This window comes from Streptomyces sp. RGM 3693 (assembly GCF_050471125.1).
Classification (GTDB): Bacteria; Actinomycetota; Actinomycetes; order Streptomycetales; family Streptomycetaceae; genus Streptomyces.
In genome coordinates, this window is the sequence record NZ_JBMPPQ010000001.1 from 3,193,285 (window position 1) to 3,208,749 (window position 15,465).

The 15,465-nt window shown below is 73.8% G+C and carries 14 protein-coding genes; 9 read left to right on the forward strand and 5 right to left on the reverse strand.

The genetic code is table 11. The features are described from left to right. Positions 1-35: 35 nt before the first annotated feature. The 4 genes from ACO0M4_RS13935 to ACO0M4_RS13950 form a co-directional block, all read right to left on the reverse strand. Complete coding sequence (locus tag ACO0M4_RS13935; protein ID WP_430370343.1) at positions 36-1,148, reverse strand: PP2C family protein-serine/threonine phosphatase; 1,113 nt, start codon at positions 1,146-1,148, stop codon at positions 36-38. A gap of 102 nt (positions 1,149-1,250) precedes the next feature. Beyond that, on the reverse strand, positions 1,251-1,691 hold the full coding sequence (locus tag ACO0M4_RS13940) for a hypothetical protein (RefSeq protein WP_430370344.1): 441 nt from the start codon (positions 1,689-1,691) through the stop codon (positions 1,251-1,253). A gap of 184 nt (positions 1,692-1,875) precedes the next feature. Beyond that, on the reverse strand, positions 1,876-2,724 hold the full coding sequence (locus tag ACO0M4_RS13945) for a hypothetical protein (RefSeq protein ID WP_430370345.1): 849 nt from the start codon (positions 2,722-2,724) through the stop codon (positions 1,876-1,878). A 17-nt stretch (positions 2,725-2,741) separates the two neighbouring features. Further along, on the reverse strand, positions 2,742-4,052 hold the full coding sequence (locus ACO0M4_RS13950; RefSeq protein ID WP_430370347.1) for a VWA domain-containing protein: 1,311 nt from the start codon (positions 4,050-4,052) through the stop codon (positions 2,742-2,744). 380 nt (positions 4,053-4,432) lie between these two features. Between ACO0M4_RS13950 and ACO0M4_RS13955 the strand changes: the two genes are divergently transcribed. From ACO0M4_RS13955 to ACO0M4_RS13985, 7 genes are all read left to right on the forward strand, one after another. Next, positions 4,433-4,816: a hypothetical protein gene (locus tag ACO0M4_RS13955; protein ID WP_430370348.1), complete on the forward strand. Its 384-nt coding sequence runs from the start codon at positions 4,433-4,435 to the stop codon at positions 4,814-4,816. Continuing rightward, positions 4,792-5,052 carry a hypothetical protein gene (locus ACO0M4_RS13960; RefSeq protein WP_430370350.1) on the forward strand — a complete coding sequence of 87 codons (261 nt, stop codon included), beginning with the start codon at positions 4,792-4,794 and terminating at the stop codon, positions 5,050-5,052. The genes ACO0M4_RS13955 and ACO0M4_RS13960 overlap by 25 nt, the downstream gene beginning before the upstream one ends. 145 nt (positions 5,053-5,197) lie before the next feature. Beyond that, positions 5,198-6,361: an alpha-hydroxy-acid oxidizing protein gene (locus ACO0M4_RS13965; RefSeq protein ID WP_430371374.1), complete on the forward strand. Its 1,164-nt coding sequence runs from the start codon at positions 5,198-5,200 to the stop codon at positions 6,359-6,361. A 175-nt stretch (positions 6,362-6,536) separates the two neighbouring features. Next, a complete protein-coding gene (locus ACO0M4_RS13970) occupies positions 6,537-8,015 on the forward strand; it encodes a Y4yA family PLP-dependent enzyme (RefSeq protein ID WP_430370352.1) in 1,479 nt (492 codons plus the stop codon). After that, complete coding sequence (locus ACO0M4_RS13975) at positions 8,012-9,355, forward strand: pyridoxal-phosphate dependent enzyme (RefSeq protein ID WP_430370354.1); 1,344 nt, start codon at positions 8,012-8,014, stop codon at positions 9,353-9,355. The genes ACO0M4_RS13970 and ACO0M4_RS13975 overlap by 4 nt, the downstream gene beginning before the upstream one ends. A gap of 5 nt (positions 9,356-9,360) precedes the next feature. Next, complete coding sequence (locus ACO0M4_RS13980) at positions 9,361-10,578, forward strand: aminotransferase class V-fold PLP-dependent enzyme (RefSeq protein ID WP_430370356.1); 1,218 nt, start codon at positions 9,361-9,363, stop codon at positions 10,576-10,578. Positions 10,579-10,742: 164 nt separating this feature from the next. Continuing rightward, positions 10,743-11,519 carry a class I SAM-dependent methyltransferase gene (locus tag ACO0M4_RS13985; RefSeq protein ID WP_430370358.1) on the forward strand — a complete coding sequence of 259 codons (777 nt, stop codon included), beginning with the start codon at positions 10,743-10,745 and terminating at the stop codon, positions 11,517-11,519. A 51-nt stretch (positions 11,520-11,570) separates the two neighbouring features. On the opposite strand, the gene ACO0M4_RS13990 is transcribed toward ACO0M4_RS13985, so the two are convergent. Further along, a complete protein-coding gene (locus ACO0M4_RS13990; RefSeq protein ID WP_430370360.1) occupies positions 11,571-12,422 on the reverse strand; it encodes a COG4705 family protein in 852 nt (283 codons plus the stop codon). A 293-nt stretch (positions 12,423-12,715) separates the two neighbouring features. On the opposite strand from ACO0M4_RS13990, the gene ACO0M4_RS13995 reads away from it, so the two are divergent. Beyond that, positions 12,716-13,921 carry an EfeM/EfeO family lipoprotein gene (locus ACO0M4_RS13995; protein ID WP_430370362.1) on the forward strand — a complete coding sequence of 402 codons (1,206 nt, stop codon included), beginning with the start codon at positions 12,716-12,718 and terminating at the stop codon, positions 13,919-13,921. After that, positions 13,918-15,231, forward strand: a complete 1,314-nt coding sequence (gene efeB, locus ACO0M4_RS14000) for an iron uptake transporter deferrochelatase/peroxidase subunit (protein WP_430370364.1) — start codon at positions 13,918-13,920, stop codon at positions 15,229-15,231. Before ACO0M4_RS13995 ends, efeB begins: the two co-directional genes overlap by 4 nt. The last annotated feature ends 234 nt before the right edge of the window (positions 15,232-15,465 follow it).

Genomic DNA, 15,465 nt, shown 5'->3' on the forward strand with positions numbered 1-15,465 from the left:
GCCCGGACACCCGGATACGGGCACCTCGGCCGCGGTCACCCGGAGTCGGGCCCCGGCGGCCGGGTGATCGCGATCATCGCGACGTCGTCGCTGAGATTGCCGTCCGCGTACCGCAGCAGATCGTCGTGGAGGCGTCGGACCAGCGCGGCCGGGTCGGGCTCGTTCCACTGGGCCAACCGGTCGGTCAGCGGATAGAACGCCCCCGAGCGGTCCCGGGTCTCGATCACGCCGTCGGTGTAGAGCAGCAGCACCTCGCCCGGTGCGAACGTGAAGCTCTCGACCTTGTAGTCGCTCTCCGCCGGGGTCGTCAGCCCCAGGGGCACCGCCGGCTCGGCGACCTCCAGCGACCGGATCCGCCCGTCGCCCAGCAGGAGTGGCGGGGGGTGCCCGCAGTTCACCATCTCGATGGCCGGATCGTCGTCGTGGACGTCCAGGACGACGGCGGTGATGAAGGACTCCAGGTCCTCCTCGGGGGCGTGCGCCAAGTTCCAGTGCACCGAGTTGCCCAGGTGCGCCACCAACGCGGCCAGGGGGAGGTGTCGGTAGGCCGAGCCCCGGAACGCCCCGACCAGCACCGCGGCCTCCCCGATCGCGGCCAGCCCCTTGCCGCGGACGTCCCCGATCACCAACCGGGTCCCACCGGGCACCGGCACCGCCCCGTAGAGGTCGCCGCCGATCTCGGCCTCGGCCTCCGCGGAGATGTACGCCGACTCGATCCGCAGCCGCCCGATCCGGTGCGGCAGCGGCCACAGCAGCACCTGCTGGGCCGCCACCGCCACCGACCGCACCTGGCTCAGCTGCCGTTGGTGCCGATCACGGGCGTAGCGGAAGAGCGTGACCAGTACCGAGATCACGACGAGGGCGGCGATCTGCGCCTCGTGGTTCGCGGTCGTCAGCCCGCCGTGCAGCTGGCCGATCAGGATCTGGGCGGCCACCGCCAGGGCACCGATGGCGCCGGTGAGGCCGGGCCCGGCGAACGAGGCGGTGATCGCCGGCGCCGCCACCAGGAACGGGCCCAGGTGGATGGTGGTGGGCGTGCTGATGTCCAGCAGGGTGATCGCCGCGATCACCGCGAGCGGAACGACGAGCAGCCCGTGGCTCAGCCGCCAGGACCGGCCGCTGCGGGGGAGATCGCGCCGGACGCGCATACCTCTTCTCTACACCTGCGGCGGCCTCCGCGCCCCCAGGGCCGGTCCGGGCCGGTCCGGTGGATCAGGTCGGACCGGCCCCAGGGCCGCCGCAGTGCGGGATCAGAGCGTTACGGTCCGGCGCGCGTCGGCGTAGTGGGCGCCGCGCGGGGTGACGACGCTGGCCGCGACGGTCGCCCGGTCCTTCTTGTGGAACGTCGCACCGGGCTTGGGGTGCAGGACCAGGCGCGCCCGGTGCACCCGGGCGTCGCACACCAGCTTCTTGTTGGCGAGGGTCCCGGAGGCCACGGCCGGGCGGTGGCCCTTGGCGGGCCGGCTCGTCGCGGTGGCGGCGAGGTGCACGTCCGACCCCGGGTCGCAGGAGTAGGCGATCTCGGCCGTGACGACCGCGGGGCGCCCGGCGCCGAGCGCGACCTTCCCGACGGCCACCGAGTTGGCCTTGGCGACGGCCGGGGAGGCCAGCGCGCCGACGGCGCCGGCGGCGAGCAGCAGGGCGGTGACGGCGGTGCCGGCGACCCGGCGGACGGGACGGGCTGGCTTCACTGGTGTTCCTCCACGAGTGCGGGGCGCGCGGATGGCGCGGCTGTCGTCGGGAGGGATGGCGATTCCCGCCGCCTGGTTGCCGGTGGGGGCCGGCAGGTTCCGGAGGGGTGAGTTCCGGCAGCCGGGCGGCCCCGGTGGGGCGGGGGAGCCCCACCGCGACCGCCCGGCGCGACCACCGGTCCGATCAGGCGCCCGGCGGCAGGTGCGCCGGCCGGCCCGAGCCGCGCGTCATGCGGTAGCCGCCGATGCCCGCCAGCGCGGCCAGCGCACCGCCCACCGCGGTCCACACCCAGCGGTCCGACCACCAGCCCGAGGACCAGCCGCCGTCGGGCGCACCGTCCGTGGCCGGCTGCTGCGCCGCACCGCTCGGCTGCGGCTCGGGCGAGGCCGCCCCGGCGCCCGGCACCAGGGGAGCGGACAGCTTGCCGTCCACCGCCTGGGCGCCGCTCGCATCGGCCGCGGACGCCTGGACCTCCACCTGGACCGGCTGCCCCAGGTCTTCCGCCGGCAGACCGACGGCGGTCAGCCGCACGTAGTAGTTGCCCGGCAACGGGTCGTTCGCCCACTGCTCGGACCAACCGCGCACGGTGCGCAGCGCGCAGGACAGCTCGACCGTCGCGGCGTCCTGGGACGCCGCCTTGGTCTGCACGCCGTACCGGCACGCCTGTCGGCGGCGCAGCCCGTCGTAGACGTCCAACTGCCAGGTTGCCGTGCCGTGCCGCGCGGACTCCGGGAGGCTCACCTTGGCCTTGACCGTGACCCGCTGCCCGGCGTCGGCCGGCAGCACCCAGTACAGGTAGTCGCCGGTGGAGGCGCTGGCGGTGGCCCGCTTGTCCAGGGCGATCGGGGTCGCGGTGCGGAAGGACGTGCCGGCCTCCGTGGGGCCCTTGGCGGCGTCCCCGCCGTCGCTCGCGCTCGCACTCGGGCTCGGGCTGTCGGCGACCGCCGTGCCCGCCCCCGCCACACCGCCGGCGAACGCCAGGGCGGCGGCGCTCGCGAGCAGTCCGGCCGCCCGCACCGCACGGCCCGTCATGTTCCGTACGCTACGCATCAGTTGGTCCTCCAGACGGTGACGCGCCAACGGGAGATCCAGCCCCACACCAGGCCGCCCACCAGACCGGCGAGCACCAGCGCGCCGAGCAGCCACCAGCCCCGGCCGAGGCCGAAGGAGGCCACGTCGGAGGCGTCGTGCGGCCCGTCGACGAGGTCCACAGCCAGCTCCACCGGCAGGCCCGGTTCGGTCTTGACCGAGGGGGCCGCCGAGAAGGAGTTGCTGACCTGGAGGCAGACCGTCTCGGCGGCGTCCTTGGTGGCGCTGTCGGAGGAGTCGGCCTCGGGCTTGGCGTAGCGCAGCCCGGTGGAGATGACGTCGGTCCGGCCGTCACCGGCCTCCGCGCCGCGGACGATCTCCCGGCCGTGCAGGGTCGAGGCCCGCAGCAGCACCCCGTAGTCGTTGTTCACCGCGCGGTCCGCGCCGATGCTCACCGATGCGCGCAGCTCCTGGCCCGGCTTGACGTCGACCCGGTACCAGCGGTGCTCGGCGAACTTCTCACGGTCGCTGTACAGGCCCGGCTTGAGCTCGGGGGCGGTGGCGCACTGCGCGGCGCCCTGGGTCGCCACCGGGGTGGCCACCCGACGGGCCGTGCGGTCCACCAACTGGTGTACCCGGTCCCGGAGTTGGTCGGTGTGCTGCACCGCGGTGTAGGTGCCGCCGGTGGCCTCGGCGATGCAGCTCAGCTGGCTGCGGGTCTTGGCGTCCGGCAGCAGCCCGAGGGTGTCGACGGTGAGGTGGATGCCCTGGGCGGCGATGTCCCGGGCCACCTGGCAGGGGTCCAGCGGCTGGCAGGTGTCCTCGCCGTCGGTGATCAGGACGATCCGGCGCTGCCCGTCGCCGCCCTTGAGGTCCTTGGCCGCGGCCTGGAGGGCCGGGCCGATCGGCGTCCAGCCGGTGGGCACGAGCGTGGCCACCGCGGTCTTCGCCTCGGTCCGGTCGAGCGGTCCGACGGGGTAGAGCAGCTTGGTGTCCGTGCAGCCGACCTGCCGGTCGTTGCCGGGGTAGGTGGCGCCGAGCGTCCGTATGCCGAGCTGGACGTCCTTCGGTACGGCGTCCAGCACCTCGTTGAACGCCTGCTTCGCCGCGGCCATCCGGCTCTGCCCGTCGATGTCCCGGGCCCGCATCGAGCCGCTGACGTCGAGGGTCAGCTCCACTTTGGGGGCGGCCGCCGGGGTGGCTCCCGGGGTGGGGTCGCCGGCACTGGCCGGCGTGGGCGACAGCGCCATCGCCATCGCGGCGAGCAGCCCGCACACCCCGGCCGCCAGCCTTTTTCTGGTGATCCGTTTGCTGATCGTTCTGGTGATCATCGCCGGATCGTATGGAGAAATCGTCCCGACTCCAAAACGACCCTGACGGAGGCCGCAAACACCCCATAGGCGGAGCGGCCGTGCGCAACTCCCCGACCCCGCCCGCCGCCTGTCGCCGGGCGCGTGACCGGTGGGTCGGCCGCCCCGGACGGTGCGGCATGATGTGTCGCCGAACGGCCCGCCGGCGGGTGTCCGACGGCTTCGCACCGGCACGCTGCCGCGCCCCACCCCGGCGCCGCACCGCCGTCCCCCTGAATGCGCCACCCGACGAGGAGACCCATGAGCACGCCCCCGGAGGCCATGGCGGCTACGGCTCGTACGGAGCTCCTGGTGGCGCTCAGGGCGGCCCTCCTGGCCAAGTTCCGCACGCGGGTGGCCGAATGAGCCCCGGTCAGTCCTGGCCGGCCGGCCACCCCGCGCCGGCCGCCCCGCCCCAACACCAACACCCCACCGCTCCCGGCTTCCCCGCGCCGCCCGCGTCCCTCTCGCCACAGAAGTCCGGCGACCGGCCGAAGCCGAAGCCCGACCCCGGCCCGGGGCCGCGTCGTTCGCGGACCGGGCTGGTGACGCAATACGTGCTGCAGTGCGTCTACCTCCCGATCTGGGCGCTGCTCGCGATCGGCCTCACCGTGCTGGCGATCTGGCTCGATGCCAACTCCAGCGCCAATGTCGGGCCGCCGGAGATCGCCTTCTGTCGAGGGTGCGCACTCTGGAACTGCGCCGCGATCCGGACGCCTACTTGGCCCACCTACGGAAGCACCTGACCGCCAAGTTCGAGGAAGAGCTGGCCAAGGCCCCGGGCCGGCACTACAAGGAGGACGAGCACGCCCGCATCCTGCGCCGGGTCGGCGTCCGCAGCTGGCACTTCCGCGGGGTCGGCGCCCACGGCGTGCTGCGGGTGGCCGCCGAGCAGGGCTGGCAGCTCGACCACTCCTACCCGGCCGACCCGCACGGCGAACTGCACCTGTGCCGCCTGGAGGCCCCCTCCCGGCGCGGTTGACCGGATCTTGGCGCGTCCGCCCGTGTCGCCCACCCCCGGAACACGATAGGAATCCCTGGGAACCCGTGGGTAACTTCGCGGGGTCCAGGGAATCGCGTGCCAGCGCGGAACCGGCGACCGAACGGAGACGCAGTCGATGCCGTCCATGCCCCAGCACTTCGGCGACTACCAACACGAGATCTACGCGGGCGGCCTGCGCGGTGAACTCCCCGGACTGCCGGTGGCCGCCGCCGACCTGGAGGCCCGCGCCGAGGCCGCGCTCCCCCCGTCCGTCTGGTCGTACGTGGCCGGCGGCGCCGGGGACGAGCACACCCAGCGGGCCAACGTCGCCGCCTTCGCGCGCTGGGGGCTGATGCCGCGGATGATGGTGGGCGCCGCGCACCGGGACCTGTCCGTCGAGCTGTTCGGCCGGACGCTGCCGTCCCCGCTGCTGATGGCGCCCATCGGGGTGCTCGGCATCTGCGCACAGGACGGGCACGGTGATCTGGCCACCGCGCGGGCCGCGGCCCGCACCGGCGTCCCGATGATCGCCTCGACCCTCTCCGCCGACCCGATGGAGGCGGTCGCCGCCCAATACGGCGACACCCCCGGCCTCTTCCAGCTCTACACCCCCGCCGACCGGGACCTCGCGGAGAGCTTCGTGCGCCGCGCCGAGGCGGCCGGATTCCAGGGCATCGTGGTGACCCTGGACACCTGGACCGTCGGCTGGCGCCCGCGCGACCTGACCACCGCCAACTTCCCCCAGCTGCGCGGCCACTGCCTCGCCAACTACACCTCCGACCCGGTCTTCCGCTCCCGGCTCCGCAAGCCGCCGGAGGAGGACCCGGCCGCCGCCGTCGCCCACTACGCCAGCGTCTTCGGCAACCCGCTGACCTGGGACGACCTGCCCTGGTTGCGGTCCCTGACCGAACTGCCGTTGATCCTCAAGGGCCTGTGCCACCCGGAGGACGTCCGCCGGGCCCGGGACGGCGGCGTGGACGGCATCTACTGCTCCAACCACGGTGGCCGCCAGGCCAACGGCGGTCTCCCCGCCCTCGACGCGCTGCCCGGCGTGGTGGCCGCCGCCGGCGGCCTGCCGGTGCTCTTCGACTCCGGCGTGCGCACCGGCACCGACGTGATCAAGGCACTGGCCCTGGGCGCCACCGCCGTCGCGGTCGGCCGCCCGTACGCCTACGGATTGGCGCTGGGCGGCGCCGACGGCGTGGTGCACGTCCTGCGCTCGCTGCTCGCCGAGGCCGACCTGCTGATGGCCGTGGACGGCTACCCGACCCTGGACTCCCTCGGCCCGGAGGCGTTGGTGCGCCTGTGAACGACCCGTCGGACCGGGCCCGGGCGCCCGCAGCCGCCGGCGGGCCCGCATCGGGTCAAGTCCGGGCGGGCCGCGGCGGGCGGGCGTAAAGGCCGTCGGGAGCGGGAAGTGGTTAACGGCGAACCGTGCGGGTCGAGTTCGCGCCCACTTCGAAGGGGGTCTCTTGGCGGCTGCTGTGCCTTCGTCTCCGGAGCCGCTGTCTCTGGAACCGCGCCTGGAAACGCGACTGGCGTCGCTGCTGGGCGCGGGGGACCTCCTCCCCTCGCTCGTCGACGCCCTGGGCTCGCCGCTGAACGTGGTGCTGCCCGACCAGATCGCCGAGAACGCCGCGCGGTTCCGCTCCGCGTACGGCACCCACCGGCTCGGCGGCCAGGTCTTCTACGCGCACAAGGCGAACCGTTCCAGTGCGCTGCTGCGACGGCTGGCGGCGACCGACGCGGCGGTGGACGTCGCCTCGCTGGGCGAGCTGCAACACGCCCTCGGTGCCGGCTTCGCCCCGGACCGGATCATGGCGACCGGGCCGAAGAACCGCGAGTTCCTGTGGCTCGCCGCCCGGGTCGGCGTCACCGTCAACGCCGATTCGGCCGCGGAACTGGACGAACTGGCGGCACTGGCGCGCGCGCACCAACTGGCCCGCATACGGGTGCTGGTGCGGCTGTCCGCCTTCGACGGGCCCGGCGTGCGGGTACTGACCCGGCCCAGCCGCTTCGGCACCCCGGCCGGGGAGCTGGACACCCTGCTCAAGACCGTCGAGCGGTACGCCGACGTCCTGGAGCTGACCGGCGTCGGCTACCACCTCGACACCACCAGCCCGGAGGAGAAGGCGCGCGCCCTGGAGGGCTGCGTCCGGGCCATGGACGTCTGCCGGAGCCGGGGCCTGCGGCCGCGGGCGGTGGACATCGGCGGCGGCTTCGGCGTCAACTACCTCGCGCACGCCGCGCAGTGGGAGCGCTACACCTCCGAACTGACCGCCGCCGTGCTCGGCCGCCGCCCCCCGCTCACCTGGCGCGGCCACGGCTACGGGCTCCGCAACGACGCCGGCACCCTGCGCGGGGCGCTCGGCCTCTACCCGGCCCACCGCCCGGTCGCCGGCGCCCGCTACCTCGACGAACTCCTGGCACTGCCCGCCTCCTCGTTCGGCGGCCGCACGCTGGCCACCCTCCTGCTGGAGAACCTCTACGACCTGTACACCGAGCCGGGGCGGGCCCTGGTGGACCAGTGCGGGCTGGTGCTCGCCCGGGTGGTGGAGGTGCGCCGCACGGACAGTGGGGAGCCGCTGGTGCGCCTGGCGATGAAGGCCGACGACGCCGGGCTGGAGGAGCACGGGGTGCTGATGGACCCCGTCCTGCTCGGGCGGGACGGGGTCCGTGCGGTCGCGGGCGACGGCCCGGCGGCCGGGGTCTACCTGGCCGGCAGTCTCTGCCTGGAGGCCGACCTGATCACCCGCCGGATGGTCTTCCTGCCCCGGCTGCCCCGCCCCGGTGAGCTGCTGGTCTTCGCCAACACCGCCGGCTACTGCATGGACTTCCAGACCAGCGGCGCGCAGCACCAGCCCGTCGCGCGCAAGGTCGCCGCCTGGCAGGAGGACGGTTCCTGGCGCTGGTGCCTCGACGAGCAGTACTGGCCGATCACACGTCCAGGGGGAGAGCCATGAGGTACGAGAGCATCACCGAGGCCATCGGGAACACGCCGCTGGTACGGATCGATCCGGCCGTGCACGGTCTGCACCACATCGACCTGTACGCCAAGCTGGAACTGCTCAACCCCTTCGGGTCGGTGAAGGACCGGGCCGCCTGGAACATGGCCCGGCCGGGCCTGGCGGCCGCCGCCGAGCACGGCAGCCAGGTCGTGGAGCTCTCCAGCGGCAACACCGCCAAGGCGCTGGCGGTGATCGCGGGGATGCACGGCCTCTCGTTCAAGAGCGTGACCAACCGGATGCGCATACCCGAGATCAAGGACCTGCTCCTGTTGCTGGGCGCCGACATCGAGGAGTTGCCCGGGCAGAGCGAATGCCTGGACCCGAGCAACACCGAGGACCCGCTCACCCTCTTCCACCGGGAGCTGTCCGAACCCGGCAGCAGCTACCTCCACACCGACCAGTACTTCAACCCCCGCAACACCGAGGCGCACGCCACCGGCACCGGCCCGGAGATCGTCAAGGACCTGGACGGGCGAGCCCCCGACTGGTTCGTCGCCTGCGTCGGCACCGCGGGTTCGTCCACCGGGGTGGCCCGGGTGCTGCGCGAGCACGACCCCCGGGTGCAGGTCGTCGGCCTGGTCGCCGCCAAGTCCGACTTCATCCCCGGCATCCGCACCTTGGACGAGGTCCACGAGGTCGGCCTCTTCGACCCGGCGACCTACGACACGGTGGAGGCGGTCAGCTCCGACGAGGCCATCGAGGGCATGCTGACGCTCGCCCGGCGCTGCGGCATCCTGGCCGGCCCCACCGGCGGCGCCGCGTACTACGGCACGGTCCGCCATCTCCGCGCCGTGGACGCCGAGTTGACGATGGATCAGCAGGCGGGGCCGCAGGCTCGCAGGGCGGCGGTGTTCATCGTCTGCGACCGGATCGAGAGCTACCTCAGCTACACCAAGCGGCGCCGCCCCGACCTGTTCCGCCTGCCGCCCCGCCGGAACGACCCGGCGGACCTGACGGACGCCGAGATCGCCGCGGCCCCGGCCATCGAGACCCCGGACGCACGGAAGTGGATCGAACGGGACCGCCCGCTCGTCGTCGATCTGCGCAGTCCGTTCGCGTACGCCGCGCTGCACATCGAGGGGGCGATCAACATCGTGGACGAGCTCTTCGACGAACTGGTGCGGGGCGGGCTGCCGTTCAGTACCCGGCAACCGGTGCTGCTGGTCTGTCCCGTCGGCGAGCAGTCCGCCCGCTACGCGGCACTGCTGACCCGGATGGGGCATCCCGACGTCCGCAGTCTCACCGGGGGCGTCATCGCCTGGCGGGACGCCGGCGCGCCGCTGGTCCGGGACTGACCGCGATGGCCCCGATCGCCGCGCACGGCCAGGGTGCCGCGCTCTTCACGGAGCTGGGGCCGTGGCAGCGCGCCCTGCGCGCCCAGTTCCCGATCATCACCGCCCACCCGGAGCTGACCTATCTGGACAGTGCGGCCACCGGGCAGAAGCCGCAGGCCGTACTGGACGCCGTGCTGGGCCAGTTGACCGCCGCGCACGCCAACGCCGGCCGCGGCTCCTACCCGTGGGCCAACGCCTCCACCGCGCTGGTGGCCGACGTCCGCGACCGCGTCAAGACCTTCCTCGGCGATCCGGAGCCGGAGCGTTCGGCGGTCCACTTCACCGGTGGGACCACCGAGGGGCTGCGCCTGATCGCCCGCGACTGGTTGCCCGAACTCCTCGCGGACGGGGACGAGATCATCGTTCCGTTCGCCGACCACGAGGCCAATCTGGCGCCGTGGCTGGAGGCGCAGCGCCTGCTGGACCGGCAGGGCGTGCGGATCCGGGTCCGGGAGATGCCGCACCAGCCCTCCTCCGGCGACTACGACCCCGCGGCCCTGGCCCGACTCGTCGGCCCCCGCACCCGCTTCGTGGCCGCCACCCACGTTCACCACGTCTACGGCGGCAACATGAACGTCCCCCTCATCCGCCGGGCGGTCGGGCCGGAGGTGCCGATCTGCCTGGACGCCGCGCAGAGCGTCGGCCACCTGCCGGTCTCGGTGGCCGAACTCGACGTGGACTTCGTGGTGTTCTCCGGCCACAAGGCATTGGCGCTGCCCGGCTCCGGGGCGCTCTGGGCCCGGCAGGCCCGTGGCCCTGAGCTGCAACCCGGTGGCTGGCGGGGCAGTCCCAACACCACGGGGATCGCGAGCCTGGCGGCGGCGCTGGACTGGCTGGACGCCGCGGGCACCGACCGGATCGCACGCTGGACGGTCGCGCTCGCCGCCCGGCTGTCCGACGGCCTGCGTCACCTCGACGCCTACGAAGTCCTGGGCTGCCAGCGCAGTCTGGCCGTCGACTCGCCGGTCCAGCAGCGCTGCGGGATCGTCACCTTCCGGCACCGCGGCATCGGCGCCGGCGACCTCGGTTTCATCCTCTTCAGTCACGGCTTCATGGTGCGCACGGACGGTCACTGCCAGGCGGGTGCGGGGGAGCGGAGCAGTTCCGTGCGGGTCAGTCTGCACGTCTACAACACCCCCGAGGAGATCGACCGGTTGCTCGCCGTGCTCGCTTCCCTGACTTGACTGCCGTTACGTGCCCGTTCCGTACCGCCGGGTGCCCGTTCGTTGTCGTGCGGTGCCTCTCCGGAGTGAAAGAGAGGCCCTATGGCTAATGGAAACCGTTTCCACCTGTAGCCTCGTGGTCGACGGTGCGGCGCGGGTGGAAACGGATGGAGTGGTGCGACCAGATGGGGCTGAGCATGGCCGTCGCGGAGTGGTGGGTGGAGCGTTGGGAGCGCCAACAACGGCGTTACGCCATCGACCGCGAGGAGCGGTTCACGGTGATCGCCGATGTCGTCGAGTATGTGACGGTGGGTCAGCGCAGTCCGCTGGTCGTCGATCTCGGCTGCGGCCCGGGCTCGCTCGCCGCCCGGCTCGCGGAGCGACTGCCGCGCGCCGAGGTTGTCGGGGTGGACATGGACCCGCTGCTGTTGGAACTGGCCCGCACCCACCACTCCTCGGCCGCCCGCTACGTCGACGCCGTGATCGGTGCGGACGGTTGGGCCGAGACGCTGGCGCTCGGCCGCCCGCTGGACACCGCGGTCTCCACCACCGCGCTGCACTACCTCCCCGAGCCCGTCCTGCGTCGCACCTACGCCCAACTCGCCGCCCTGCTCCGGCCCGGCGGCGCCCTGGTCAACGGCGACCACCTCCCGCAGTCCGGGGCCGTCGCCGGGGCGCTCGCCGCTCACGTCGGGCGCCGGCGCGCCGAGCGACTACAGGACGGCACCCACGAGGACTGGGAGTCCTGGTGGGCGGCGGTGGCGGCGGAGCCGGAGCTGGCCGAGCCGCTCGCCGAGCGCCGCCGCCGACTGCGCGTGCCCGCCGACGGCGGCGGTGACGGCTGCGCGGACAACGGGCTGTCGGTGTCCGACCACACCGCACTGCTACGTGAGGCCGGTTTCGCGCATATCGTCCCGGTATGGCAGTTCGGCGACAGCTGCGTACTGGTCGCGGTCCGGTAGGCGGCGTCCGCGACGGGCGGGTGCCCGCCGCGGACCCCTGGCCGGCGCAGCTCAGCCGGCGATGACCGGTACGTCCTCCACGGGGGCGGCGTCGGCCGCGTCCCTCGGGGTGTCCTTGCCGGTCACCGCGAGATAGCCGATGAGCAGGGCGATGGGCACGGTGAGGGCGAGGGTGACCGGACCGGTGCCCCAGTCGAGGCCGCCGCGGGTGGCCGAAACGCCCATCCAGTCGGCAAAGGAGGCGCCGAGCGGGCGGGTCAGGATGTAGGCGCCCCAGAACGCGGCGACCGCGTTGAGGCCGAGGAACCGTCCGGAGAGCGCGGGCACCAGGATGAGCGCGCCGAAGACGAGGCCCGAGGTCAGGTACCCCAGGTGCAGGGTGCCCGCGGTGAGGTCGCCGACGGCGGTTCCCAGGGCGAAGGTGGTGAGCACGGTCGCCCAGTAGAAGGTCTCCCGGCGCCGGGTGCGGACGCTGTGGATGGACAGGGTGCCCTCGGAGGCGTACCAGGCGATCAGGATGACGGCCAGCGCCACCGAGAAGGCGAGGGTGGAGACCACGTACGGGACGCCGGCGATGACGTGGACGACGTCGGCGGCCATCGTCCCGAAGACGCTCACCATGACGATCGCCGACCAGTAGATCCCGGCCCGGTAGCGGGTCGAGCGGAACTGTGCCACCAGCGCGACGGCGAAGCAGGTGAAGCCCAGGGCGCCGGCGGGGATCGGCCCGAGCGTCCGGCCCAGGTAGTCCGAGGCGGTCTCGCCCATGCCGGTGGTGAGGATCTTCACCACCCAGAACAGCGCCGTCACCTCGGGGACCTTGCTCCGGCCGGGAGCGGCGCCGAGGTATCTTCCTGGGGCCTCGGGGGTCGCCGTCGCGCTGCCCGGCTGTCCGATCGTCATGTTCCGCCCTTCCGGCGCACGGTTGCGCACGTTCCCTGATCGGTAAATGTCTACAGGACTGTAGACGGTCGTGGTGAGGGGAAGGTTCACCCCCGTACCCCGTGGATTTTCCGGAACCGGCCGGAACCCGCGCCCGGCGCCCGACGCGGGGGTGAAGCCAGGGGAAACTCTTGGTGTCCAGGGCACCGGAAGGATGTTCGGCGGCGCCGCATCTGCCTAGCATGTGCGGCGGAGCGACCGCGGGTCCCTCCCGCCCTTCCGACGCCGTTCCCCGTACGCCCCCAGGAGGACCCGTGCCACGAGCCGGCCTGCGCCGACTGCGGTCGCCGCGCGTCTGGGGTCCCGGCGGCGCCGTGGTCGTGGCCGGCGTGATCACCGCGGTCACGCTGACCGCGGGCGCCGGACCGGACGTCGGCGCCACCGCGGACGGCCTCCCGCACACCACCGTCGAGATCTCCACGGGCGAGTGCGGCCACGGCTGGCAGCACCCCCGCCCCGGCACCCAGGTCTTCGACCTCCGCAACAGCTCCAGCCGCGCGGCCGAGGTCTACCTGCGCGGCGCCGGCGGCGGTCCGGTCTACGGCGAGGTCGAGGGCATCGGCCCCGGCACCACCCGGCAACTGCGGGTCCGCCTCGGCCCCGGTGCGTACGCCTTCACCTGCCTGCCCGACGACGCCGACGCGGTCACCGGGCCCACCGTCCGCATCGCCGGCGCCGGCCCCGGCGGCCCGGCCGCCGCGCCGGTCACCCAGCACGACCTGATCGAGCCGGCCATCGACTACCAGAAGTGGGTCGCCGGCGGCCTCGACGGCCTCGTCCGCCAGACCGACGCCCTGCGCGCCGCCGTCACCGACGGCGACCTGTCCGCCGCCCGCACCGCCTGGCTGCCCGCCCATCTGACCTACGAGCGACTGGGCGCCGCCTACGGCGAGTTCGGCGACGCGGACAAGAAGATCAACGGGACCACGGCCGGGCTCGCGGGCGGCGTCCACGATCCCGGGTTCACCGGATTCCACCGCGTCGAGTACGGCCTGTGGCACGGCGAGCCGGCCGCCGGGCTACGCGCCCCGGCCACCGCGCTCGCCGAGGCGGTCCGGGCCCTGCGCGACGACTGGGCGCAGGCCCGGATGGACCCGGCGGCGCTCGGCCTGCGGGCCCACGAAATCCTGGAGAACACCGCACAGTTCGAGCTGACCGGCCGCACCGACTACGGCAGCGGCAGCAACCTCGCCACCGCCCGCGCCAACCTCGACGGCACCCGCGCGGTGCTCGCCCGGCTACGGCCCCTGCTCACCACCCGCTATCCGGAACTCCCTTCCCTGGAGAGCGCGTTGGACCGCACCGGCCGATTGCTCGACGGCTTCCACCGGGACGGGCGCTGGACCCCACTGGACGGCCTGAGCCGCCCCGAACGGCAGCGGACCAACGCGGCGGTGGGCGACCTGGTGGAGCGGCTGGCCTCGGTGGCCACCCTGTGCGATCCGCGGAGGACGGTGTGAACGACGCCCAGCACGGCGGCAGTAGCGACGACGGTACGACGGGCGCCCGGCGGACCCGCGTCGCCCGGCGCGGGTTCCTGCGCGGCGCGGCACTGGCCGGCGCCGGACTCGCGGCCGGCGGCGCCGCGCCCGCCCGGACCCCCTCCGCCGACGGCCCCGGCCCGCAGCTCCCGCTGCCCGGCACCGGACCGCTCGGCGGCACCGCACCCGCCGTGCCCTTCCACGGACCGCACCAGGCCGCCGTCCTCACCCCGCCCCGCCGGGTCACCGCGTTCGTCGCCTTCGACGTCACCGCCGAGGGCCGTCGGGACCTGGCCGACCTGCTGCGCACCCTCACCGAACGGGCCCGCTTCCTCACCGGCGGCGGCGTCCCGGACCCGCTCGGCATCACCGGCCCGCCCGCCGACTCCGGCATCCTCGGCCCCCAACTCCCGGCCGGTGCACTGGCGGTCACCGTCGGCGTCGGCGCGGCGCTCTTCGACGACCGGTTCGGGTTGCGGGCCCGCGCGCCCCGCCGCCTCACGGCCATGCCCGCCTTCCCCGACGACGACCTGCAACCGGACTGGTGCCACGGCGACCTGAGCCTCCAACTGTGCGCCGACGACACCGACACCGTGTTGCACGCACTGCGCGACATCGCCCGCCACACCCGCGGCGCCCTCCAGGTCCGCTGGCGGCTCGACGGCTTCGCCAGCCCACCCCGCCCCACCGGTACGCCCCGCAACCTCTTCGGCTTCAAGGACGGCACCGCCAACCCCGACCCGGGATCGGCCCGTGAGATGAAGGGCCTGGTGTGGGTCGGACCGGGCACGGGCGAGCCGGACTGGGCGGTCGGCGGCAGCTACCAGGTCGTCCGCCTGATACGGATGCTGGTGGAGTTCTGGGACCGGGTCTCGCTGACCGAGCAGGAGCGGATGTTCGGCCGCGCCCGGGAGACCGGCGCCCCGCTCGACGGCAACGCCGAGCACGACACCCCCGACTACCCCGGCGACCCCAAGGGCGACGTCATCCCCCTGGACAGCCACATCCGCAAGGCCAACCCGCGCACCGCGGACACCGCCGACCAGCGGCTGCTGCGCCGTGCCTACAACTACGACCGCGGCATGGACGCCAACGGCAACCTCGACATGGGCCTGCTCTTCTGCTGCTACCAACAGGACCTGGCCCGCCAGTTCGAGACCGTCCAGCGCCGGCTGGCGGGCGAGCCGTTGACCGACTACGTCAAGCCCTTCGGCGGCGGCTACTTCTTCGCGCTACCGGGCGTACGGGACCGGTCCGACTGGTACGGCCGGGCCCTCTTGGCGCCGTAGGGCCGGTCCGGTGGAGCGCGGCCGGGTCTGCGGCGCTGGTCCACCGGACGGATCCTGGTCCGGCCCGCCGCCAGGCAGCCCGCCCACCGTTCGCGTAGAACGGAGGTACGAGCCATCCGTGAGCCCCAACGGTCAACAGACGGTCAAGCTTTGCCCTTGGATACCTGACCCGGTGTTCACTCACCCGCCATCATGGCTCTGCCCCGACGCCGTCCGCCCGGCAGAGCATCCGGC